The 21,323-nt window shown below is 64.9% G+C and carries 18 protein-coding genes and 1 pseudogene; 13 read left to right on the top strand and 6 right to left on the bottom strand.

The features are described 5' to 3' along the window. Window positions 1-4: 4 nt before the first annotated feature. Complete coding sequence (locus RBJ75_RS11400; protein WP_044416910.1) at window positions 5-418, bottom strand: Zn-ribbon domain-containing OB-fold protein; 414 nt, start codon at window positions 416-418, stop codon at window positions 5-7. Window positions 419-750: 332 nt separating this feature from the next. Here RBJ75_RS11400 and RBJ75_RS11395 point away from each other — a divergent pair, with 332 nt between their 5' ends. Next, complete coding sequence (locus tag RBJ75_RS11395) at window positions 751-2,100, top strand: amidase (protein WP_044416912.1); 1,350 nt, start codon at window positions 751-753, stop codon at window positions 2,098-2,100. Further along, window positions 2,093-2,779 (top strand): DUF2848 domain-containing protein, encoded by a 687-nt coding sequence (locus tag RBJ75_RS11390; RefSeq protein ID WP_044416914.1) that lies wholly within the window; start codon window positions 2,093-2,095, stop codon window positions 2,777-2,779. The genes RBJ75_RS11395 and RBJ75_RS11390 overlap by 8 nt, the downstream gene beginning before the upstream one ends. Before the next feature lie 603 nt (window positions 2,780-3,382). On the opposite strand, the gene pobA is transcribed toward RBJ75_RS11390, so the two are convergent. Continuing rightward, a complete protein-coding gene (gene pobA, locus RBJ75_RS11385; protein WP_044414585.1) occupies window positions 3,383-4,552 on the bottom strand; it encodes a 4-hydroxybenzoate 3-monooxygenase in 1,170 nt (389 codons plus the stop codon). Between the two features lie 159 nt (window positions 4,553-4,711). Between pobA and RBJ75_RS11380 the strand changes: the two genes are divergently transcribed. The 9 genes and pseudogenes from RBJ75_RS11380 to RBJ75_RS11340 all read left to right on the top strand — a co-directional run bounded on the left by RBJ75_RS11380 (window position 4,712) and on the right by RBJ75_RS11340 (window position 14,164). Further along, complete coding sequence (locus RBJ75_RS11380) at window positions 4,712-5,722, top strand: TRAP transporter substrate-binding protein (RefSeq protein ID WP_044414584.1); 1,011 nt, start codon at window positions 4,712-4,714, stop codon at window positions 5,720-5,722. A gap of 426 nt (window positions 5,723-6,148) precedes the next feature. Further along, window positions 6,149-6,643, top strand: coding sequence for a TRAP transporter small permease (locus tag RBJ75_RS11375; RefSeq protein WP_044414668.1), 495 nt, complete (start codon window positions 6,149-6,151; stop codon window positions 6,641-6,643). Between the two features lie 3 nt (window positions 6,644-6,646). Beyond that, window positions 6,647-7,931: pseudogene (locus RBJ75_RS11370) on the top strand (TRAP transporter large permease). A 152-nt stretch (window positions 7,932-8,083) separates the two neighbouring features. Beyond that, window positions 8,084-8,545 (top strand): DUF3237 domain-containing protein, encoded by a 462-nt coding sequence (locus tag RBJ75_RS11365; protein ID WP_044418987.1) that lies wholly within the window; start codon window positions 8,084-8,086, stop codon window positions 8,543-8,545. Window positions 8,546-8,627: 82 nt separating this feature from the next. Beyond that, window positions 8,628-9,434: a crotonase/enoyl-CoA hydratase family protein gene (locus tag RBJ75_RS11360; RefSeq protein ID WP_411194503.1), complete on the top strand. Its 807-nt coding sequence runs from the start codon at window positions 8,628-8,630 to the stop codon at window positions 9,432-9,434. Between the two features lies 1 nt (window position 9,435). Then, a complete protein-coding gene (locus RBJ75_RS11355) occupies window positions 9,436-11,343 on the top strand; it encodes a feruloyl-CoA synthase (protein WP_276156663.1) in 1,908 nt (635 codons plus the stop codon). Window positions 11,344-11,523: 180 nt separating this feature from the next. Then, window positions 11,524-11,943 (top strand): acyl-CoA thioesterase, encoded by a 420-nt coding sequence (locus RBJ75_RS11350; RefSeq protein WP_044414636.1) that lies wholly within the window; start codon window positions 11,524-11,526, stop codon window positions 11,941-11,943. Window positions 11,944-12,065: 122 nt separating this feature from the next. Beyond that, on the top strand, window positions 12,066-13,217 hold the full coding sequence (locus RBJ75_RS11345) for an ABC transporter substrate-binding protein (RefSeq protein ID WP_044414630.1): 1,152 nt from the start codon (window positions 12,066-12,068) through the stop codon (window positions 13,215-13,217). Window positions 13,218-13,375: 158 nt separating this feature from the next. Further along, window positions 13,376-14,164, top strand: coding sequence for a GGDEF domain-containing protein (locus RBJ75_RS11340; protein ID WP_044414631.1), 789 nt, complete (start codon window positions 13,376-13,378; stop codon window positions 14,162-14,164). 169 nt (window positions 14,165-14,333) lie between these two features. Here the strand turns inward: RBJ75_RS11340 and RBJ75_RS11335 are convergent, their stop codons facing one another. Genes RBJ75_RS11335 through RBJ75_RS11325 form a run of 3 tightly spaced genes read right to left on the bottom strand, consistent with a single transcriptional unit; the run spans window position 14,334 to window position 17,877 of the window. Continuing rightward, window positions 14,334-15,065 carry an ABC transporter ATP-binding protein gene (locus tag RBJ75_RS11335; protein WP_044414632.1) on the bottom strand — a complete coding sequence of 244 codons (732 nt, stop codon included), beginning with the start codon at window positions 15,063-15,065 and terminating at the stop codon, window positions 14,334-14,336. Then, window positions 15,062-16,831, bottom strand: coding sequence for an ABC transporter permease subunit (locus RBJ75_RS11330; protein ID WP_044414633.1), 1,770 nt, complete (start codon window positions 16,829-16,831; stop codon window positions 15,062-15,064). The genes RBJ75_RS11335 and RBJ75_RS11330 overlap by 4 nt, the downstream gene beginning before the upstream one ends. 5 nt (window positions 16,832-16,836) lie before the next feature. Beyond that, complete coding sequence (locus RBJ75_RS11325) at window positions 16,837-17,877, bottom strand: branched-chain amino acid ABC transporter permease (RefSeq protein WP_044414634.1); 1,041 nt, start codon at window positions 17,875-17,877, stop codon at window positions 16,837-16,839. Between the two features lie 187 nt (window positions 17,878-18,064). Between RBJ75_RS11325 and RBJ75_RS11320 the strand changes: the two genes are divergently transcribed. Then, complete coding sequence (locus RBJ75_RS11320; RefSeq protein ID WP_044414635.1) at window positions 18,065-18,574, top strand: MarR family winged helix-turn-helix transcriptional regulator; 510 nt, start codon at window positions 18,065-18,067, stop codon at window positions 18,572-18,574. Between the two features lie 239 nt (window positions 18,575-18,813). Here the strand turns inward: RBJ75_RS11320 and RBJ75_RS11315 are convergent, their stop codons facing one another. Continuing rightward, window positions 18,814-20,538, bottom strand: coding sequence for a cation:proton antiporter (locus tag RBJ75_RS11315; protein WP_044406205.1), 1,725 nt, complete (start codon window positions 20,536-20,538; stop codon window positions 18,814-18,816). A gap of 63 nt (window positions 20,539-20,601) precedes the next feature. On the opposite strand from RBJ75_RS11315, the gene RBJ75_RS11310 reads away from it, so the two are divergent. Next, window positions 20,602-21,213, top strand: a complete 612-nt coding sequence (locus RBJ75_RS11310; RefSeq protein ID WP_044406208.1) for a DUF3124 domain-containing protein — start codon at window positions 20,602-20,604, stop codon at window positions 21,211-21,213. Window positions 21,214-21,323 lie beyond the last annotated feature (110 nt).

Below are 21,323 nucleotides of genomic sequence, written 5' to 3'. Positions count from 1 at the left end.
GATCTCAGCCTTTCGCCGGGCGGAATTGCGGAAGGGTGATCTGGTCGTCGAGCTTCTCGAATGCCACTTCCAGTTTCATGTCGAGTTCGAGCGCCTCCGGCGTCTGCGGACAATCCAGGATGTTGCTCATCATCCGCGGACCTTCGTCGAGCTCGACCACCGCGATCGCGTAAGGCGGGGTGAAGCCGGGCGCGGCGGGACGGTGATTGATGACATAGCTGTAGAGCTTGGCCTTGCCGGAGGCCTTGAACACGCTGACCTTGCGGCAGCCGCAGGCCGGGCAGAACGGCCGCGGCGGGAAATATACATTGGCGCAATCGTCACAGCGCTGCAGCCGCAATTCGCCGGCATTGGTGCCATCCCAGAAATGCTGGGTCTCGGGTGTGGGTTTGGGTTTGGCGCGGGCGGGTTCGGCCATATTTATTCTCTCCCTGCAAATCGGGCTGCGGGCCCGTTGATTGCGGTCTTGATGCGACATTTGACCCGGCAGCGTCAACGCCCCGCAGCGCAACGCATGGCCGTATCTGCTGGACGCACAGCGCGCAGGGCGGTCAGCTTCGGGCGGTTGCAACCGCTCAGGTCGGGTTGCGCCCGGCGGCGGCGCTGCCCGCGGGGCGTGGCGCGGAATTTCCCGATGTCACGGCGTTGCAATTTGTGGTGAAACAGCCATGGACAATGCGGGGCGGTGGGCGCAGCCGACATCACTTGGCCCCGCGGCCCGCAGATCGACCACGCTGAACAGGATGATCCATGACCTCGCTTCCCACGCTCGCCGCGCTCGCGGCCGATCTCGACGCCGGCCGCACCAGTGCGCGCCAATTGGTCGATCAATGCCTGGCCAGGATCGCCGACCCGAGCGGCGAGGGCGCGCGCGCCTTCGTTCACGTCGATACAAAGGCGGCGATCGAAGCCGCCGAGGCGATGGACCGGCTGCGCGCCGTCAAGGCGGCGCCGTCGCCCTTTGCCGGCATTCCGGTGTCGATCAAGGATCTGTTCGACATCAAGGGACAGGTCACCCGCGCCGGGTCGCGCGCGCTCGATGACAATCCGCCGGCGGACGCCGATGCGCCCACGGTGGCGCGGTTGCGCCGCGCCGGCTTCGTGGTGATCGGGCGCACCAACATGACCGAATTCGCCTATTCGGGGATCGGCATCAACCCGCATTACGGCACGCCGAAAAGCACCTGGCAGCGCCAGATCGGCCATGTCCCCGGCGGCTCCTCGGCGGGCGGCGCGGTCTCGGTCGCCGACGGCATGTCGCATGCGACGCTGGGCACCGACACCGGCGGCTCGTGCCGGATTCCGGCGGCGTTCAACGGCATCGTCGGCTTCAAGCCGACCCAGAGCCGGGTGCCGCTCGACGGCTCGGTGCCGCTGTCGTTCAGCCTCGACAGCATCGGTCCCCTGGCGCGCAGCGTGGCCTGCTGCGCCACGCTGGACGCGGTGCTGGCCGACGAGAAGGTGACGCCGTTGCGGCCGCGCCGGATCGCCGGGATGCGCCTGGCGGTGCCGACCACATTGGCGCTCGACGAGCTCGACGATGCGGTGGCTTCGGCGTTCGAGCGTGCGCTGGGGCTTCTGTCGGACCATGGCGCGCTGATCGAACGGATCGCGGTGCCGGAATTTCTCGACATCGCGCCGATGAGCGCCAAGGGCGGCCTCACCGCCGCCGAAAGCTATGCCTGGCATCGGTTTTTGATCGTCGCCCAGGGCGACGTCTACGATCCGCGGGTGCGCAGCCGCATCCTGCGCGGCGAGAGCCAGAGTGCCGCCGATTATGTCGACCTGATCCAGGCGCGCAAATCGCTGATCGCCCGCGCCAGCCAGCGGATCGCGCCCTATGACGCGCTGGTGCTGCCGACCACCGCCAACACCCCGCCGACGATCGCCGAGATGGCCGACGACAATGCGTTCACCAAGGCCAATCTGCTGGCCTTGCGCAACTGCACGCTGTTCAACATGATCGACGGCTGCGCGATTTCGCTGCCGTGCCATCGCGACGGTGAGGTTCCGGTCGGGCTGATGCTGGCCGGCATCGGCGGCTCCGACCGGCGGATTTTCGAACTCGCGGCAGGAATGGAAGACATCATCCGTGGTTGACATCACCTTCACGCTGGACGCCAACGGCGCCCGCACGCCAATGACGCTGCCGATCACCCAGACGGTGATCGCCGGCTGGACCGGCCGCGATCCGGTGGCGCGCGATCATCACATCGCCGAGCTCGAAGCCATCGGCATCGCGCGCCCGGCCTCGACGCCGATCTACTACCGGGTCGCCGCCGCGCGGCTGACCACCACGGCCAGCATCGAATGCAGCGGCGGTGAGTCCAGCGGCGAGGTCGAATTCGTGCTGATCGGCGCGCAAGGCCGCATTCTGGTCGGCGTCGGCTCCGATCACACCGACCGCAAGGTCGAAACCTACAACATCACGGTGTCCAAGCAGATGTGCGACAAGCCGATCGCGCCGCAGCTGTGGGACTTCGCCGAGCTCGCCGATCATTGGGACGCGATCGTGCTGCGCTCCTTCGCCACCATCGGCGGCGCGCGGCTGCTGTATCAGGAAGGCAAGCTCGACGGCATGCTGCCGGTCGACGAGTTGATCGCGCGCGGCTTCGGCGGCACCGGGCTGCCCGACGGCTGCGCATTGTTCGGCGGCACCTTCGCCGCCAAGGGCGGGATCAGGCCGGCGACGCGATTTGATTTCGAGATCGAGGACCCGGTGCTCGGCCGCGTGATCCGCCACGGCTACGACGTGATCGAATTGCCGGTGCTGGGCTGAAGCCGCGCGGGATGAGAGCCGCTCCCGCGGAAGAAACAGCGCGGCATCGCAAACGCGCTCTCTCTTATAGGGAGAGGGTTGGGGGAGGGGACACTTCCATAGGCAGGCCGTCCCCCCTCACCCGGCGCTACGCGCCGATCTCTCCCCGGTGGGGAGAGGTGAAGACGGATTCGCGGTGAGGTGATTCCTGGTCGTTGAATGGGTGTCTCGAATTCGTCATTCCGGCGCGCCAGGCGGCGATGCCGGCTCAAGCGCGGCATCGGAAACGCGCTCCCTCTCCCATGGGGAGAGGGCTGGGGGAGGGGTAAAGCCTCTCGTGACGCCGTAACCCCTCACCCGGATTGCTGCGCAATCCGACCTCTCCCCGGTGGGGAGAGGTGAAGAGGGCTTCGCGGTGAGATGATTCTCGATCGTTGAATGGGTGCCTTGAGTTCGTCATTGCGAGCGAAGCGAAATCCAGGGGCGCCAAGCGAGGACTGGATTGCTTCGTCGCAAGTGCTCCTCGCAATGACGACCTTGAAGGCTTGATCTCTTGATCGCGTTTTGAGTCAGACTCTCAGGATGAGGGCGGTGGTTGACGCGAGGACATCTCAGGCGCCGTGCTCAATATGGCAGTCCCACATAATTCTCCGCCAGCGAGGCGGTCGCGGCTTGCGAGCCGATCAGATAGTCCAGTTCGGCGCTCTGGATGCGGCCGCTGAAGCCGTCGCTGTCGGGGAAGCGGTGCAGCATCGAGGTCATCCACCAGGAGAAGCGTTCGGCCTTCCAGATCCGCTGGAGCGCGCGGCCCGAATAAGCATCGATCCCGGCCGAGGATTTCTCGCCATAGAATTCGCGCAACGCCGTCGACAGATAATGCACGTCGGAGGCCGCGAGGTTGAGCCCCTTGGCGCCGGTCGGCGGCACGATATGGGCGGCGTCGCCGGCCAGGAACAGTTTTCCGAACCGCATCGGCTCGGCGACGAAGCTGCGCAGCGGTGCGATGCTCTTTTCGATCGAGGGGCCGGTGACCAAGTGATCGGCGGCCTGCGGATCGAGCCGGCGTTTCAACTCGCCCCAGAACCGGTCGTCGGACCATTGCGCGATGTCGTCGTCGAGCGAGCACTGCACGTAATAGCGGCTGCGATGGGTCGAGCGCATCGAGCACAGCGCAAAGCCGCGCGGATGATTGGTATAGATCAGTTCCGGCGACACCGGCGGGGTCTCGGACAACAGGCCGAGCCAGCCGAACGGATAGACCCGCTCGAAATTGTGCACTGCGCTGGCGGGCACGCTCTGCCGGCTGACGCCGTGGAAGCCATCGCAGCCGGCGATGAAATCGCAGGACAGCTCATGGCTGACGCCGTGCTTGATATAGCGCACCGTGGGATGCTCGCCGTCGAAATCGTGCAGGCTGACATCGGCGGCGTCGTAAATCGTGGTCAGCCCGGCCGCCGCGCGCGCCTCCATCAGGTCGCGGGTCACCTCGGTCTGGCCGTAGACCGTGACGCTCTGGCCGCAGGCCTGTTTCAGGTCAATGCGATGGCGGGTGCCGCCGAACGCGATCTCGATGCCGTCATGCACCAGGCCTTCATGGTGCAATCGCCCACCGACGCCGGCCTCGTCGAGCAGCGCGACCGCGCTCTGTTCCAGCACGCCGGCGCGGATTCGCGACAGCACGTAGTCCGGATCCTTGCGCTCGAGAATGACGTTGTCGATGCCGTATTGGTGCAGCAACTGCCCGAGCAACAGTCCCGCCGGCCCCGCGCCGATGATTGCGATCTGTGTCCGCATTGTTTCCCCCCGTGGATCGCGCTGGCCTTCAGATTGGTCAACCGCCGTCTCCCCGGCGACCGTTAACCGGCTCGCCGCTCAGACTTGCAATGATGATTATATCATATAACAATACCTGCAAAGGGCCGTTTGAAGCCCGTACCACAGGGAGAGACGTCGATGAGAAGAGCCATTTTGGCCCTGCTATTGGCCGCCAGCGTGACGCCCGCTTTGGCGCAGGACAAGACCGTCAACTGGAAAGTGTCGCTCTGGGTGCCGCCGGCGCATCCGCTGGTGCCGGCCACCAAGGAATGGGCCGAGGATATCGAGAGAGCCTCGGGCGGCACCATCAAGATGTCGGTGTTCCCCTCGCAACAGCTCGGCAAGGCGTTCGATCACTATGACATGGCGCGCGACGGTATTGCCGAGGTGACCTATGTCAATCCCGGCTATCAGCCCGGCCGGTTTCCGATCGCCGCCGCCGGCCAGCTTCCCTTCGTGTTCGCCGACGGCAAGAAGGGCACGCTGGCGCTGAACGAATGGTACCACAAATACGCGCCGACCGAGATGAAGGACACCAAGCTGTGCTTCGCCTTCATCCACGATCCCGGCACGCTGCACAGCAAGAAGAAGATCGTGGTTCCGGGTGATCTCAAAGGCCTCAAGGTGCGGCCGGCGCAGTCGACGATCGGCGAAATGGTTACGATGTTTGGCGGCACCAATGTGCAGGCCTCGGCGCCGGAATCGCGCGACGCGATCGAGCGTGGCGTCGCCGACGCGATCACCTTTCCCTGGGGGTCGATCTTCCTGTTCGGGATCGACAAGGTGGTCAAGTATCACATGGATGTGCCGCTCTACACCACGGTGTTCACCTATAATATCGGCTTGAACGCCTATAATGCGCTGTCGGCGAACCAGAAGAAGATCATCGACGATCATTGCACGCCGCAATGGGCCTCGCGGGTGACCGATCCGTGGACCGATTTCGAGGCCAATGGCCGGGTCAAGATGAAGGCGCTGAAAGATCACGAGGTCTATCCGCTGACCGCGCCGCAACTCGCCGAATGGAAGAAGGCGGTCGAGCCGCTGCATGCCAGCTGGGCGGAGGCGGTGAAGAAGGCGGGCGGCGATCCGGTGGCGATCGACGCCGACCTGAAGGCGGCGTTGAAGAAATACGACGCCGGGCTGTGATGGTGGGCGACCTGACGACGTCATTCTGAGAGTCTGACTGAAAAAGAAGCCAGCACAATCGAGCTTGATGTCGTCATTGCGAGCCGAGGACGGCGCATCGCGCCGTCCGACCGCGAAGCAATCCAGGGGCGCCGCGCACAGACTGGATTGCTTCGTCGCAACAGCTCCTCGCAATGACGACCTTGAAGGCCTCGCTATGTTGATCGCTTTGTCAGTCAGGCTCTTCGGTGCTCGCGCGCTTGCGCGAGCCGCGACGGATGACCGCCATCGCCATCGCCCTTCGAGGCCGCCGCGAGTGCGACGGCACCTCAGGGTGACGGCTCTCTTCGATTTCGCGCAGAGCAAATCATGACCGCCACTCCGCAAATTCCCGGTGACGCCGCGATCGGGTTGACAGAGCCTGCGCCGCCCGCGCGCAAATCCGGCATGGACCGCTTCATCGATGCGATCGAATGGATCGCGGCGTTCTTCGTCGGCATCGTCGCGCTGAACACCTTCGTCGCGGTGTTCATGCGCAAATTCTTCGCGGTGACGATTCCGGACTATTATAATTTCGGCCAGTTCATGCTCGGCATTCTGATCTTCTGGGGCATCGCGGCGACCAGCTATCGCGGCACCCACATCACCGTCGATCTGGTCTGGGCCAATGCCACGCCGAAATATCAGCGCTTCATCGACATCTTCGCCACTTTGGTTCTGCTGTTCGTGGTGACGGTGCAGACCTACACGCTGTTCGACAAGGTGGTGACGACCCGCGCCGACCATATCGTCACCATGGATCTGCAGATCCCGATCTGGCCGTTCTTTCTGGTGTCGTGGATCGGTGACGTCTCCGCGGTGCTGCTGATCGCGATCAGAACCTATCGCCTGATCTTCCATCCGGAAGATATTCACGACGCCAAAGTCAAACCGGTGGAATAGGCGATGAGCAACGAAGTCGTGGCCCTTGTGGGCTTTGTCAGCCTGTTCGCGCTGATGCTGTTGCGGGTGCCGGTCGGCATGGCGATGGGCCTGGTCGGCGTCACCGGTTTTGGCTATCTCACCGGCTTGCAACCGGCGCTGAAGCTGGTCGGCCAGACCACGATGCGCACCGTGACGGACTATTCCTTCGGGGTGATCCCGATGTTCCTGCTGATGGGCGCCTTCGTCTCGGTGTCCGGCATCAGCCGTGAATTATTCCGCGCCGGCAACACCATTGTCGGGCACTGGAAGGGTGGGCTCGGCATCGCCACGATCTGCGCCTGCGGCGGCTTCGCGGCGATCTCCGGCTCCTCGGTGGCGACCGCCGCGACGTTCTCCGCCGTGGCCTATCCGGAGATGCGGCGCTACAACTATCCGCAATCCTTCGCGACCGGGGTGATCGCGGTCGGCGGCACGTTGGGCGCGATGCTGCCGCCGTCCACCGTGCTGGCGGTCTATGGCATCATCACCCAGCAGGACATCGGCAAATTGTTCATCGCCGGCATCCTGCCGGGGCTGCTGGCGATCGCGATGCATATCACCACCATCGCCATTATCGGCGTGGTGCAGCCGGGCTTCCTGCCGGCGGGTCCGCGCTCGAGCTGGAAAGAGCGGCTGATCGCGTTTCGCGACGTGTGGTCGCCGCTGCTTCTGTTCCTGTTCGTGATCGGCGGGCTCTATGGAGGCCGGCGCGGTCGGCGCGGTCGGCGCCTTCGCGATCGGGATCGCGCGCGGCAAGCTCAGCCGCGACGGCATCCTGCAATCGCTGCTGCAGGCGACCCGCACCGCCGCGGCGGTGTTCACCGTGCTGATCGGCGCGCTGTGCTTCGGCTATTTCCTCACCATCACCCAGACCCCGCAGCACGTCACCGAATTCCTCACCGGCCTCGGGCTTGGGCCCTATGGCGTGCTGGCGCTGATCCTGCTGATGTATCTGGTGCTCGGCTGCCTGATGGATGCGATGGCGATGGTGATCCTCACCGTGCCGATCGTATTCCCGGTGGTGATGGCGCTCGGCTTCGATCCGATCTGGTTCGGCATCATTATCGTGATGACGGTGGAGCTCGGGCTGATCCACCCGCCGGTCGGCATGAATGTGTTCGTGATCAAGAGCGTGATCAAGGACGTCAACATGTCGACTATCTTCAAAGGCGTGCTGCCCTTCGTGGTGACGGATCTGATCCGGCTGGTGATCCTGATCCTGTTCCCGATGATCGCCACCTGGCTGCCGCAACGGATGATAGGATAATGAGCCAGTTGAACGTCATTGCGAGGAGCGCCGGATCGGCGCGTTCCGCGCCGTCCGGCACAGGCTCCGCGACGAAGCAATCCAGAAGCGCAGTGCACGAAGCCCTGGATTGCTTCGCTGCGCTCGCAATGACGAGGGAAAGGAAAGTTTGCATGGCTCCGACACTCGAGACCCGTTACGTCTTCACCATCACCGCCCATATCGGCGAGGTGACCAGCGCCGGCGAGATCGGCCACGGCGTGCGGCGGATCATTCCGATCCATGGCGGCGAGGTGAAAGGCGAGGGCGTCAACGGCAGGGTGTTGCCGTTCGGGGCAGACTTCCAGATCGTGCGGCCCAACGAGCTGATCGAGCTGGAGGCCAAATACGCCTTCGAGACCGATGATGGCGCGGTGGTCTATGTCGAGAATATCGGCATCCGGTTCGGGCCGGTGGAACTGCTGCAGAAGCTCAAGCGCGGCGAGCCGGTCGATCCTTCGTTGATCTATTTCCGCACAAGGCCGAAATTCGAGACCGGGCATCCGAAATACCAATGGCTGATGCAGCACCTGTTCATCGGCTCGGCCGCGCGCCACGCCGATCGCGTGGTGATCGACGTGCATCAGGTATTGTAGACGGATCGGCGCAGGCCGCCGGCGCATTGACTTCCGGTGAAATCGTTATACGCTATAACTATTCTGCACAGGACCTAACAAAGTGCATTCAGGAAACGCCCCATCAGCCGCAGACGCGGAGTCCGCGCTATTGACCATCGCCCGGGTCGGCGCGGTGCTCAGTGTCGGCCTCAATCGCCCGGCCAAGCGCAACGCGCTGAACGACGGCATCATGCTGGCGATCAGGCAATGCTTCACCGACATTCCCGCGGATGTCGGCGCCGTGGTGATCCACGGCGTTGGCGGGCATTTCTCCGCCGGCCTCGATCTGTCCGAATTGCGTGAGCGCGACGCCACCGAAGGGCTGGTGCATTCGCAGACCTGGCACCGGGTGTTCGACCTCATTCAATATTGCCGGGTGCCGGTGATCGCCGCGCTGCAGGGCGCGGTGATCGGCGGCGGGCTGGAGCTCGCTTGCGCGGCGCATATCCGCGTCGCCGATCCGTCGGCTTACTTCGCTCTGCCGGAAGGCAGCCGGGGCATCTTCGTCGGCGGCGGCGGCTCGGTGCGGCTGCCGCGGCTGATCGGGGTGGCGCGGATGGCCGACATGATGCTGACCGGCCGGGTGTACTCGGCGACCGACGGCGTGGTGCACGGCTTCACGCAATATCTCACCGAAGCCGGCGGCGCGCTCGACAAGGCGATGGAGCTCGGCGCGCGGGTCGCCACCAACGCGCCGCTGACCAATTTCGCGGTGCTGCAGGCGCTGCCGATGATCGCCGAGGCCAATCCGCAGACCGGGTTGCTGATGGAATCATTGATGGCGACGGTGGCGCAGAGCGACCAGGAAGCCAAGACGCGGATTCGCGCGTTTCTCGATCACAAGACTGCAAAGGTTCGTCCGACCTGAGATGGATGCGATGACAAACCCGACAGCGATTCCGGCTGAGGCTACGCAAGGTGGCGTCCATCCGCTGCGGGATATTTCGTTTGGCGAGATCGGGATCTCGACCGAGCGTCGCGACGACGGCATCGTTTATGTCCGGTCGACCACGACGCTGGCGGATTATCCGGTTCGCATCACCGACCGGCTGCATCACTGGGCGGAGCAGACGCCGGATCGGGTGTTCATGGCCGAGCGCGACGCGCAGGGCGGCTGGCGCACATTCAGCTATGCGCAGATGCTCGACGCTGCGCGAAAAATCGCCTCGGCACTGCTGACGCGCGGGCTGTCCGCCGAGCGGCCGGTGATGATCCTGTCTGGCAATTCGATCGACCACGCGCTGGTGATGTTCGGCGCGCTCTATGCCGGCATCGCGGTTTGTCCGGTGTCGCCGCCTTATTCGCTGGTGTCGAAGGATTTTTCCAAGCTCGACCATATCGTCAAGCTGCTGACGCCGGGCCTGGTGTTCGCCGATGACGTGACGGCGTTTGCGCCGGCGATCCTCGCCAAGGTCCCGGCCGATGTCGAGATCGCCGCCAGCCGCGGCGAGTTGCCGGGTCGCCGGGTCACGCAGCTCTCGGATCTGCTGGCCACGCCGGAGCATCCGGGCCTGGCGGCGGCGCATGACGCCATCGGCCACGACACCATCGCCAAATTCCTGCTGACTTCGGGCTCGACCGGCAATCCCAAGGCGGTGATCAACACCCAGCGGATGATCTGCGCCAACCAGGTGATGATCCGCGAGGCGATGGCGTTTCTGAAGGACGAGCCGCCGGTGATCGTCGACTGGCTGCCGTGGAATCACACCTTCGGCGGCAACCACAATATCGGGCTGACGCTGTTCAACGGCGGCTCGATGTATCTCGACGACGGCAAGCCGACGCCGGCCGGCATCGCGGCGACGATCCGCAATCTGCGCGAGATTGCGCCCACGGTGTATTTCAACGTGCCGAAGGGCTACGAGTCGCTGCTGCCGGTGCTGCGCGAAGACGCTGCTTTGCGAAAAATGTTCTTCAGCAAGCTGCACGCGATGTTCTTCTCCGGCGCCAGTCTCGCGCCGCATGTCTGGAAGGGTCTCGACGAACTGGGCGCGATGGAAACCGGCGCGCGGGTGCCGATGCTGACGGGGCTGGGCTCCACCGAGACCGCGCCGTTCTTCATGTCGGTGACGCCGCAGACCAGCCGCTCCGGCCATGTCGGCCTGCCGGTGCCGGGCAACGAGGCCAAGCTGGTGCCCAACAACGGCAAGCTCGAGATTCGCGCCAAAGGGCCGAACATCACGCCGGGCTATTGGCGCGCGCCGGACCTGACCGCGAAAGCGTTCGACGAAGAGGGCTACTACAAGCTCGGCGACGCGCTGAAGCCGTCGAACCCCGACGATCTCACCGCGGGGTTCGATTTCGATGGCCGGATCTCCGAGGACTTCAAGCTCGCCAGCGGCACCTGGGTCAGCGTCGGGCCGTTGCGGGCGAAATTCATCGCCGCCTGCGCGCCGCTGGTGCGCGACGTGGTGATCGCCGGGATCGACCGCGACGAGGTCTCGGCGCTGGTCGTGCTCGATCTCGACGGCTGCAAGCTGATCAATCCGACATTGCCGCTCGACGATCTTGCCGCGATGGCGGCCGATCCGCTGATCCGCGCAGCCTTCGCCGAGCGCTTCGAGAAATTCCTCGCCCAGGCGACCGGCTCGTCGACGCGGATCACCCGCGCGATTCTGCTTGCCGAGCCGCTGTCGATCGATCGCGGTGAGGTGACCGACAAGGGCTCGGTCAACCAGCGTGCGGTGCTGGATTGTCGCGCCGCATTGATCGCCGACCTCTACGCCGCGGCGCCGCCGGCGCATGTCATCGCAGTGGGGTCGGGCCATGGTGATTAGGTTTGCATCCGCAGCGCATGCGGCTTCACCTCTCCCATGGGGAGAGGTCGGCGCGAAGCGCCGGGTGAGGGGTTTGGACGTAACGAGAGACCTCGCGCGCTCTCCCCGCGGGAGAGGGTGCGCGCTTCCAATGCCGCGATGTCTCGGTTCGACGAGCACCTGATGCCTCAGCAACCGCTCATGTTCAGCAATCGCCGTGACGTGCAGATCCAGTGGGGTGATTGCGACCCGGCCAATATCGTCTATTACCCGCGCTACTTTGCGATGTTCGACGATTCGACCTCGATCCTGTTCGAGGCTGCCGGATGCTCCAAGCAGGACATCATCCGGCACTACGGGCTGGTCGGAATCCCGATGGTGGACACGCGGGCGAAATTCCACATCCCCTCGACCCATGGCGACTGGATCACGATCGAAAGCCGGGTCGAGAGCTTCAAGCGCGCCAGCTTCGAGGTCACCCACAAGGTGTTCAAGGGCGACCAGCTGGCGATCGAGGCGTTCGAGACCAGGGTTCTGGTCGGACGCCACCCCGACGATCCGACCCGGTTGAAATCGGCTCCGGTACCACAGGACATTATTGCGAAATTCATGCGGGGCTGAGTTCGAGCCACGAGGGGCTGACTTGAGCCTCCGCCTGACATAAGAATAGACGACCAACCAAAGACGCTGGCAAAAGCCGGTCTGTTCGACACCAACCAGAACAAACCTTGAGGGAGGAACGTATGAAGAAATTTGGTATGTCTGCCGTTGCGATCGCTGCGGCGCTGGCGCTGCCGGGATCGGTCGCGCTGGCTCAGACCAGCGAGATCACCATCGGCGTCACCGTCACCACCACGGGTCCGGCGGCAGCGCTCGGCATTCCGGAGCGCAACGCGCTTGAATTCGTGCCAAAGGAAATTGGCGGCGTGCCGCTGAAAGTGATCGTGCTCGACGATGGCGGCGATCCGACCGCCGCCACCACCAATGCGCGGCGCTTCGTCACCGAGTCGAAGGCCGACGTCATCATGGGTTCGTCGACCACGCCGCCGACCGTGGCGGTGTCCAACGTCGCCAATGAGGCGGGAATTCCGCATATCGGTCTGGCCCCGTTCCCGATCACGCCGGAGCGCGCCAAGTGGAGCGTGGCGATGCCGCAGCCGATCCCGATCATGGGCAAGGTGCTGTACGAGCACATGAAGGCGCACAACATCAAGACCGTCGGCTATATCGGCTATTCGGATTCCTATGGCGATTTGTGGTTCAACGACCTGAAGAAGCAGGGTGAAGCGATGGGCCTGAAGATCGTCGACGAGGAGCGCTTCGCGCGGCCCGACACTTCGGTCGCCGGGCAGGTGTTGAAGCTGGTCGCCGCCAATCCGGACGCCATTCTGGTCGGCGCCTCCGGCACCGCGGCGGCGTTGCCGCAGACCGCGCTGCGCGATCGCGGCTACAAGGGCCTGATCTACCAGACCCACGGCGCCGCCTCGATGGACTTCATCCGCATCGCCGGCAAATCCGCCGAAGGCGTGCTGATGGCGTCGGGTCCGGTGATGGATCCGGAGGATCAGGACGACAGCGCGCTGACCAAGAAGCCCGGACTGGCGCTGGTGAAAGCCTATGAGGAGAAATACGGCCCGAACAGCCGCAGCCAGTTCGCCGGCCATTCCTACGACGCCTTCCTGGTTCTGGAGCGCGTCATCCCGGTGGCGCTGAAGACGGCCAAGCCCGGCACGCCGGAATTCCGCGACGCGATCCGCAAGGCGTTGATCACCGAGAAGGACATCGCCGCCAGCCAGGGCGTCTACAACTTCACCGAGAAGGACCGCTACGGCCTCGACGACCGCTCGCGCATCCTGCTGACGGTCAAGAACGGCAAATACGTGATGGCGAAGTAAGCGCCACTCAGCTTGCCGATCGGCTTCTCCGGAGCCGGCCTTCGCAAGGAGGCCGGCTTTCGCCGTTAAGACTTGGTCAACCAGTCCGGTGGACGGGGCCCCCTTAACATTCCATGAAAAGTTTGCCTGGTATATTTGCCGGGCAGCAATGGGGCAGCATGACGAGCCAGGTCCTCACCCGTCGGGATATTGTTCGCTACACGGCCGGCCGTGTCGCCATCACGGTCTCGTTGACCGGCCTGGTGACCGCGATCACGGTCGTCCTCCATCTGGGGGGTGACCTCAGCGCGACGGTACCGGTCGGTCAGGTCATCCTGTCCTCGATCCTGGTCAGCGTGATTGTCTCGGCGTCGCTGTCTGCCGCGCTGAGCTATCGCTCGGCGCTGGTGCAGCAGCAATTGACGCTGGCGCGGACCGAGCTGGCGCGCGCGGCCCGCACCGACCCGCTCACCGGTCTGCTCAACCGGCGCGGCTTCGACGAGGCGGCGACTGCGATTCTGGAGCAGGCGCAGTCCGACCACGAAGTGGTCGCACTGATGTGCGATATCGACCGCTTCAAATCGATCAACGATCAGTTCGGCCATGAGTTCGGCGATCGGGTGCTGGCCGAGATCGGGGGCATCTTGCGCCGCTTTGCCGAAGCCAATGATCTGCTGATCGCGCGCCACGGCGGCGAGGAATTCGCCGCGCTGCTGGTCGGCGCCAACGCCGAACACGCGGTCTGCCGCGCCGAAGCCCTGCGCGATCTCTGCGCCACCGCCGTCGCCGTGGACGAGGCCTCCGTGCAGATCACCGTCAGCATCGGGCTGACGTCGCATGTCGGCGAGATCGATCTGTCCAGCATCATGCGGCTCGCCGACCAGGCGCTGTATCAGGCCAAGGATCGCGGGCGCAACCGCGTGGTGCAGATCGACGTCACCCCGGAAACCGCCGCCAAAGCCGCGTGAGGCTGGCGATGGATCCGAAAGCTGGACGAGAAAACGTTTGAGCCGTCATTGCGAGGAGCGTAGCGACGAAGCAATCCAGGGGCGCAGTGCACGGCGCCCCTGAATTGCTTCGCTGCGCTCGCAATGACGGGCTATGTGCATCATGCTCGCGCGATGCCGATCACGGTGATCACCCGGCCGGCGTGAATCCCAGATAGCTCGCTTCGACGGCGGCGTTGGCGGCGATCTCGGACGCGGTGCCATCGAGCACGAATTCGCCGAGCTCCATCACATAGGCGCGGTCGGCGATCCGCAGCGCCGCCTTGGCGTTCTGCTCCACCAGCAGCACCGAGACGCCGGCGGCTTTCAGCTCGGAGACGGTGCGGAAGATATCGGCGACGATGATCGGCGCCAGCCCAAGGCTCGGCTCGTCGAGCATCAATAGCTTCGGCGCGCCCATCAGGGCGCGACCCATCGCCAGCATCTGCTGCTCGCCGCCCGAGAGCGTGCCGGCCAACTGGCTGCGGCGTTCCTTCAATTTCGGAAACAGCGTGTAGACCCGCTCGAAGGATTGCGCCGCGACCGCCTTGGCGATCCGGAACGCGCCGAGCTGCAGATTGTCCTCGACGCTCATGGTGCCGAACAATTCGCGATGCTCAGGCACCAGCGACAGGCCGGCGGCGACGCGGTCCTCGATATCCTGCTGCGCGATGGTGTCGCCGCCGAAACGGACGTCACCCTTCAGCGGCAGGATGCCCATCACGGCGTTGAGCAACGTGGTCTTGCCGGCGCCATTGGCGCCGATGATGGTGACGATCTCGTCGGCGCGGACCTCGAGCGTTACCCCGCGCACCGCCTCGACCTTGCCATAGGCGACCGACACGTCGGTGACCTGCAACAGCGCGGGCTTGTCGGTCGTCATGCCACCGCTCCCAGATAGGCCTTGATCACGTCGGGATTTTCCTTGATCGCCTCCGGCGTGCCCTCGGCGATCCTTGTGCCGAAATCCAGCACCACGATGCGGTCGGCCAGATCCATCACGAAACCCATGTCGTGTTCGACCAGCAGCACCGACATCCCGCCGTCGCGCAATTGCCGCAGCAGCGCGGCGAGTTGCTGCTTTTCCATATGCCGCAGCCCGGCGGCGGGCTCGTCCAGCAGCAGCAGGATCGGATCGGCGCACAGCGCGCGCGCGATCTCGACGATGCGCTGCTGGCCCAGCGACAGGCTGCCGGCGAGCTGATCGATCTCGGCCGACAGGCCGACGCGGTCAATCTGCCGCGCTGCCTCGGCGAGCAGGCGCGCTTCGTCGGCGCGGTCGAGCCGCAACATGCTGGCGAACACGCCGGCCGTTCCGCGCAGATGCGCGCCGATCGCGACGTTCTCCAGCACGGTCATGTCGGGCACCAGCTTGACGTGCTGGAAGGTGCGGGCGATGCCGAGCTTGACCACCTCCTGCGGCGGTGCGTTGTCGATGGTCTTACCCTGCACGGCGATGCTGCCGCCGCTGGCGCTCAGGACGCCGGTGATCAGGTTGAAGGTGGTGCTCTTGCCGGCGCCATTGGGGCCGATCAGCGCCACGATCTCGCCGGCGCCGACCTCGAACGAGACGTCGTTGACCGCCAGCACGCCGCCGAACTGCTTGCGCGCGCCATCGACCTGGAGCAGCGCACCGGATCGGGCGGCGCCACGCGCGCGCGGCGGCAGCGACGCCGCGGCGTCCGGCACAGCGCGGCGCGACTTGAACGGCAGCAGCGCGGTCAACCACGGCCATACGCCGGTCGGCGCCAGCTGCAGCAGCACCACCAGCATGATTCCGAACACGATGATTTCGAGCTGGCCCTGACCGCCGAACAGCAAGGGCAGATAGCCCTGCAGGATTTCCTTGAGGATCACCACCAGCGCCGCGCCGAGCACGCCGCCCCAGACATAGCCGGCGCCGCCGACCACGGCGATGAACAGATATTCGATGCCGGCCTGCGGCCCGAACGGGGTCGGGTTGGCGGCGCGCTGGAAATGCGCATAGAGCCAGCCCGACAGCCCGGCCAGCACCGCCGCATAGATGAACACCAAGAGCTTGGCGCGCGCGGTCTGCACCCCGAAGGCCTCGGCGGCGATATGGCCGCGGCGCAGCGCCCGGATCGCGCGGCCGGTGCGGGAATCCAGCAGGTTCATGCTCAGCAGCGCGCAGATCAGCACCGCGATCCAGATCACGTAATAGATCGTGCCGGGATCGAGCATCTTCAGGCTGCCGATCTGCAGCGGCGGAATTCGCGAGATGCCGTCATTGCGGCCGAGGAATTCCAGCTTGCTGAACAAATAATACAGGCTGATGCCCCAGGCGATGGTGCCGAGCGGCAGATAATGGCCGGACAGCCGCACCGTCATCAGCCCGAGCAGCACCGCGGCGCCGCCCGATACGATCAGCGCCAGCGGCAGCGTCAGCCAAGGCGAGACGCCGTAAGCCGTGGTCAGCACCGCGGTGGTATAGGCGCCGAAGCCGCAAAACGCCGCCTGGCCGAACGAGGTCAGGCCGCCGACGCCGGTCAGCAGCACCAGGCCCATCGCCACCAGGGCTGCGAGCCCGATATTGTCCAGGAGCACGATCCAGAACGGCGGCATGCCGGGGATGAGTGGCAGCGCCGCCATCAGCAGCGCGAACAGGGCGATCGGGACGAGCCGGGACATCGCGCTCAATCCTTCTCTTCTTCGACCGCGGGGGCGGCGAGCGAGCGCAGCACCAGCACCGGCAGGATCAGTGTGAAGACGATCACTTCCTTGTAGTTCGAGGCGTAGAACGACGAGAACGCCTCGACGATGCCGACCGCCAGCGCGGCGATCGCGGTGAGCGGATAGCTGACCAGCCCGCCGATGATCGCGGCGACGAAGCCTTTCAAGCCGATGAGGAATCCGGTGTCGTAATACAAGGTGGTGATCGGCACGATCAGGATGCCGGAGACGGCGCCGATCACCGAGGCCAGCAGGAAGGCGATCTGGCCGCTCAGCGAGGTCCGGATCCCGACCAGCCGGGCGCCGAGCCGGTTCACCGCGGTCGCGCGCAGCGCCTTGCCGTACAAAGTGAAGCCGAAGAACAGCCACAACGCCACGATCAGCGCGATGGTGATGGCATAGACCGCGATGCTCTGGCCGGTGAAGCGCAGGGGGCCGAGCGTGACCGCGGCGTCGGAGACCGGCGGGCCGCGCAGGCCCTCGGCGCCGAAGAACACCAGCCCGAAGCCCTGCAGCGCGAGATGGCAGCCGACCGAGGCGATCAGCAGCACCAGCACCGAGGTATGGGCCAGCGGCTGAAACGCGATCCGGTAGAGAAAAAGCCCGATCGCCGCGACGATCAATAGCGCCAGCGCGATATTGACCGCGATCGGGGTGTGGGGGCCGGCCAGCGCCATGGTCAGGCCGAGCACCGCGAGCGGAAAGCCGAGATCGACCAGCGCCGCGCGGGCGATCCGCTTGGCGTGCAGCGATTTTCGCGCGGCGAAGATGTCGAAGACGAACGCCACCACGCCCATCGCCACCGCCAGCCGCGCGGTGCCCGGCACATTGCCGGTCGCCAGCGTGGCGTAGGTCAGCGCCCCATAGGTGATGAATTCGCCCTGCGGAATCAGGATCACGCGCGTCACCGCGAACACCAGAACCAGCGACAGGCCGAGCAGCGCGTAGATCGCGCCGGTGGTGATGCCGTCCTGCAGCAGGAACAGCAAAATCGTGGTGTTCAAAGCCTGGCGCTCCCCTCACGCGGCGGACTGCTGCGGGCCGCGAGCCCGGTTGTCCGTCGCCTTCCGGCAGTTGAATTCTGCGCGGCGTATTTGGTATGGTGCATAACAATTATCGATTATAATCTCAAGGCCCGCGATGCCGCGCGGGCCTTGAGAGACACTTTATCTGGATCGCGAGCACCGGGCGATGACTGCTTCAAGACCCGCTATTGTCAAGGCGTCGCGGGCCGGGCGCAAGGCGGTCGAGCCGGTCGCCGACGGCGGGGCGCTGGCGCTGGGCGAATTGTCCGAGCTGCTGGGCTATGCGCTCAAGCGCGCGCAGCTGCGGGTGTTCGAGGACTTCCTGCATTGCGTCGCCCCGCTGCAGCTGACGCCGGCGCAATTCTCCGTGCTGCTGCTGCTCGACGCCAATCCGGGCCGTAACCAGACCGAGATCGCCACCACGCTGGGCATCCTGCGGCCGAACTTCGTGGCGATGCTCGATGCGCTGGAGAGCCGGGACTTATGCCTGCGCACCCGCTCACCCAATGACCGCCGCTCGCACATCCTGATGCTGACCGACAAGGGCCGCGCCACTTTGGCGCGGGCCAAGAAATTGGTCGCGACCAAGCATGAGGCGCGATTGAGCGAGGTGCTGGGCCCCGCCAACCGCGACGCATTGCTGGCGATGCTGGCCACCATCGCACGCGATTTCTGAAGCCGCGATCGGTCGCGTTTGCCGCGGTCGTCGATCGGCCGCCTAAGAGTCTGACTGAAAAAGAAATCACTGAAATCAGGCTTGATTCGTCATTGCGAGCCGAGGCCGGCGCGTAGCGCCGTCCGAAAGCGAAGCAATCCAGGTGTGCCAAGCACAGACTGGATTGCTTCGTCGCAAGTGCTCCTCGCAATGACGGCCTTGAAGTCTTGATTCTATTGATCGCTTTTTTCAGTCAGCCTCTATGGCAAAACCTCGCGCCGTTCGCTTAAGCGGGCGTCGAGTTCGGCGCGCTTGTCGTCGAGCAGGCCCTGATCGGCGGCGTCGATCACCGTGTACAATTCATGGGCGTCGGTGATCCGCGTCACCGTGACGTAGTCGGCGCCGGCGGCGTAGAGGTCGCCGACATCCGACAGCAGCTCGGCGGTGGCGACAATCCGCGCGGTCGGATTGAGGCTGCGGACATGGCGCACCAGCTTCTCGTTGCTGGCGCCCTTGAGCAGCGCATCCGGCACGCTGAGAATGATAATCTCGGCATTGGCGACGCCGGCATGCAGCAGCGTATCGACGCTGCTGATGTCGCCATAGATCACATGCACGCCGCGCTGCAGCAGCGTCCGGAATACGTTCGGGTTGAAGTCGATGACGGTGATCTGCTTCAGCAATTCCTCGTTCTGGCGTTCGATCTCGCTGAGCAGCGCGCTGGCGGCGCGGAAGAAGCCGAGAATGACGATGCGGCGCGCGGCGTGGCCGGACTCATGGCCGGCTTCGGCGGTGGCGGCATGGTCGAGATCGCGCAGCCCGATCCGCTTCAGGCCGCCGATCGCCAGCCGGGTGATCTGGTCGCTGCGCACCATCGCGAAGGTCGACAGCACGGCGAGGATCACGAAGGCGAATGACGCCGCACTGGCGGTCTGGGTGGTGATGTGGCCGGCGACGATGCCGGTCTGGATCACCACCAGCGAAAACTCACTGATCTGCGCCAGGTTGAGCGCGGGCAGCAGGCTGGCGCGCAGCCCCTGTTTCATCAGATAGAGCGGCACGAAGGTGGTCAGCACCCGGCTGACGATGGTGAAAGCGGCGATCGCCAGCGCCAGCCCGATCACCGAGCCGTTCGGAATCGGGATGGTCATGCCGAGCGCCACGAAGAACAGCGTGATGAAGAAGTCGCGCAGCGTCGTGACCTTGGCGGTGACGTCGAGCGCGTAGGGAAAGGTCGACAGCGACACCCCGGCCACCAGCGAGCCCATTTCGCGCGACAGATGCAGCCGCTCGGCGATCTCGCCGATCAAAAAGCACCAGGCCAGCGCGCCCAGCAGCACCAGTTCGGGGGTGCGGGCGATGCGGTGGAACAGGCGCGGCAGCACGTAGCGCGACAGCACCAGCGCGGTCGCCACCAGCACCACCACCCGGCCGATCGACAGCAGGAATACGGCGATCTGCAGGTCGGCGAGGCTGGGCTGCACCGCCAGGAACAGGATCGCGAAAATATCCTGCAGCACCAAAATGCCGAGCGTGATGCGGCCGGGCAGGGTGTCGAGTTCGCGCTTTTCGTACAACACCTTGACGATGATCACCGTGGAGGACAGTGCGCAGGCGACGCACAGATAGACCGCGTCGAAGCCGGCGCCGTTGAACGACATGCCGATCGCCGAGAAGAACAGCGCGCCGAGCAGGCAGCCGCCGACCAGCTGGCCGCCGGCGGCGACCAGGATCACGCTGCCGGCCCGCACGATCTTCTTGAGGTCGATCTCCAGCCCGATCATGAACAGCATGAAGATCAGGCCGAGTTCGGAAATCACCGCGATCGAATCCTGCGACTTGATCAATCCAAGGCCGAATGGACCGATCGCGAAGCCGGCGATAAGGTAGGCGAGGATCAGTGGTTGTCGAAAGAAATGTGCCAACAGCCCGAGCATCCAGGCGAACAGGATGCATAATGTGATGTCGGCAATAAGCTCGTGCATGCACCAAAACCGTTGTCGTATCCCAAGATTCGCAGACGTTTTTGCAGACTATAAGGTGGGGCCATGCCGATCAAAGACCTAATTGCACCGCGCCGCCGAGCGATCCGCCGTAGTCGCGCCGCTGTGGCCGCGCTGGGCCTGATTTGTCTGCTGGCGACGCCGCCCGCCGTCGCCGAGCCGCTCGACATCGCGCAGAATTTCGCCGCCTCGCTGACCGCCATGCCGGCGCCGCCGCTCGGCGTGACGGGATCGTTCTACGTGCCGGCCTATTCGAGCGTCTCGATGAGCAAGGGCAAACTGCGCGCCGATTTCTCGGTGACGCTGAGCGTACATAACGCTTCGGAGACTATGCCGCTGGTGATCCGGCGGATCGCCTATTTCGACACCGCGGGGCAATTGGTCGAGAGCTTTCTCAAGGCGCCGGTGGCGCTGAAGCCGTTTTCGACCATCGAGGCCTATGTCGCCTCCACCGATATCCGCGGCGGCACCGGCGCCAATTTCGTCGTCGACTGGGCGGCGTCGGGCGAGATCGCCGAGCCGGTGGTCGAGGCGCTGATGATCGGCAGCATCGCCAGCGGCCATTACGCCTTCATCACCCAGGGCCGGCCGGTGAAGACGGTCGGCAAAACTCCTGACAAGACTCCCACGGCTCCCGCGACTCCCGCGGGGAAGTGAGGGGTGTCGCCCCGGCGACGGTCCGGCATTGGCCCACAAGCGCCGATAGCATTTTGATCGTCCTGCCACCAATCGATGGTGCTGTCTGCGGATCCGACACGGTCCGGGGG

The organism is Rhodopseudomonas sp. BAL398 (assembly GCF_033001325.1).
In the GTDB taxonomy this organism is placed as follows: Bacteria; Pseudomonadota; Alphaproteobacteria; order Rhizobiales; family Xanthobacteraceae; genus JARJEH01.
The sequence above is the reverse complement of the archived record's forward strand: the minus strand, read 5'-3'. Positions and strand labels throughout refer to the sequence as shown.

Excerpts from the sequence above, each read along its gene's own strand:
- RBJ75_RS11310 (WP_044406208.1), top strand. The coding sequence starts at position 20,602 with ATGCCGATCAAAGACCTAATTGCACCGCGCCGCCGAGCGATCCGCCGT.
- RBJ75_RS11340 (WP_044414631.1), top strand. The coding sequence starts at position 13,376 with ATGACGAGCCAGGTCCTCACCCGTCGGGATATTGTTCGCTACACGGCC.
- RBJ75_RS11330 (WP_044414633.1), bottom strand. The coding sequence starts at position 16,831 with ATGTCCCGGCTCGTCCCGATCGCCCTGTTCGCGCTGCTGATGGCGGCG.
- RBJ75_RS11315 (WP_044406205.1), bottom strand. The coding sequence starts at position 20,538 with ATGCACGAGCTTATTGCCGACATCACATTATGCATCCTGTTCGCCTGG.
- RBJ75_RS11375 (WP_044414668.1), top strand. The coding sequence starts at position 6,149 with ATGGACCGCTTCATCGATGCGATCGAATGGATCGCGGCGTTCTTCGTC.
- RBJ75_RS11335 (WP_044414632.1), bottom strand. The coding sequence starts at position 15,065 with ATGACGACCGACAAGCCCGCGCTGTTGCAGGTCACCGACGTGTCGGTC.
- RBJ75_RS11350 (WP_044414636.1), top strand. The coding sequence starts at position 11,524 with ATGTTCAGCAATCGCCGTGACGTGCAGATCCAGTGGGGTGATTGCGAC.
- RBJ75_RS11355 (WP_276156663.1), top strand. The coding sequence starts at position 9,436 with ATGGATGCGATGACAAACCCGACAGCGATTCCGGCTGAGGCTACGCAA.
- RBJ75_RS11395 (WP_044416912.1), top strand. The coding sequence starts at position 751 with ATGACCTCGCTTCCCACGCTCGCCGCGCTCGCGGCCGATCTCGACGCC.
- RBJ75_RS11320 (WP_044414635.1), top strand. The coding sequence starts at position 18,065 with ATGACTGCTTCAAGACCCGCTATTGTCAAGGCGTCGCGGGCCGGGCGC.
- RBJ75_RS11365 (WP_044418987.1), top strand. The coding sequence starts at position 8,084 with ATGGCTCCGACACTCGAGACCCGTTACGTCTTCACCATCACCGCCCAT.
- pobA (WP_044414585.1), bottom strand. The coding sequence starts at position 4,552 with ATGCGGACACAGATCGCAATCATCGGCGCGGGGCCGGCGGGACTGTTG.
- RBJ75_RS11400 (WP_044416910.1), bottom strand. The coding sequence starts at position 418 with ATGGCCGAACCCGCCCGCGCCAAACCCAAACCCACACCCGAGACCCAG.
- RBJ75_RS11345 (WP_044414630.1), top strand. The coding sequence starts at position 12,066 with ATGAAGAAATTTGGTATGTCTGCCGTTGCGATCGCTGCGGCGCTGGCG.
- RBJ75_RS11380 (WP_044414584.1), top strand. The coding sequence starts at position 4,712 with ATGAGAAGAGCCATTTTGGCCCTGCTATTGGCCGCCAGCGTGACGCCC.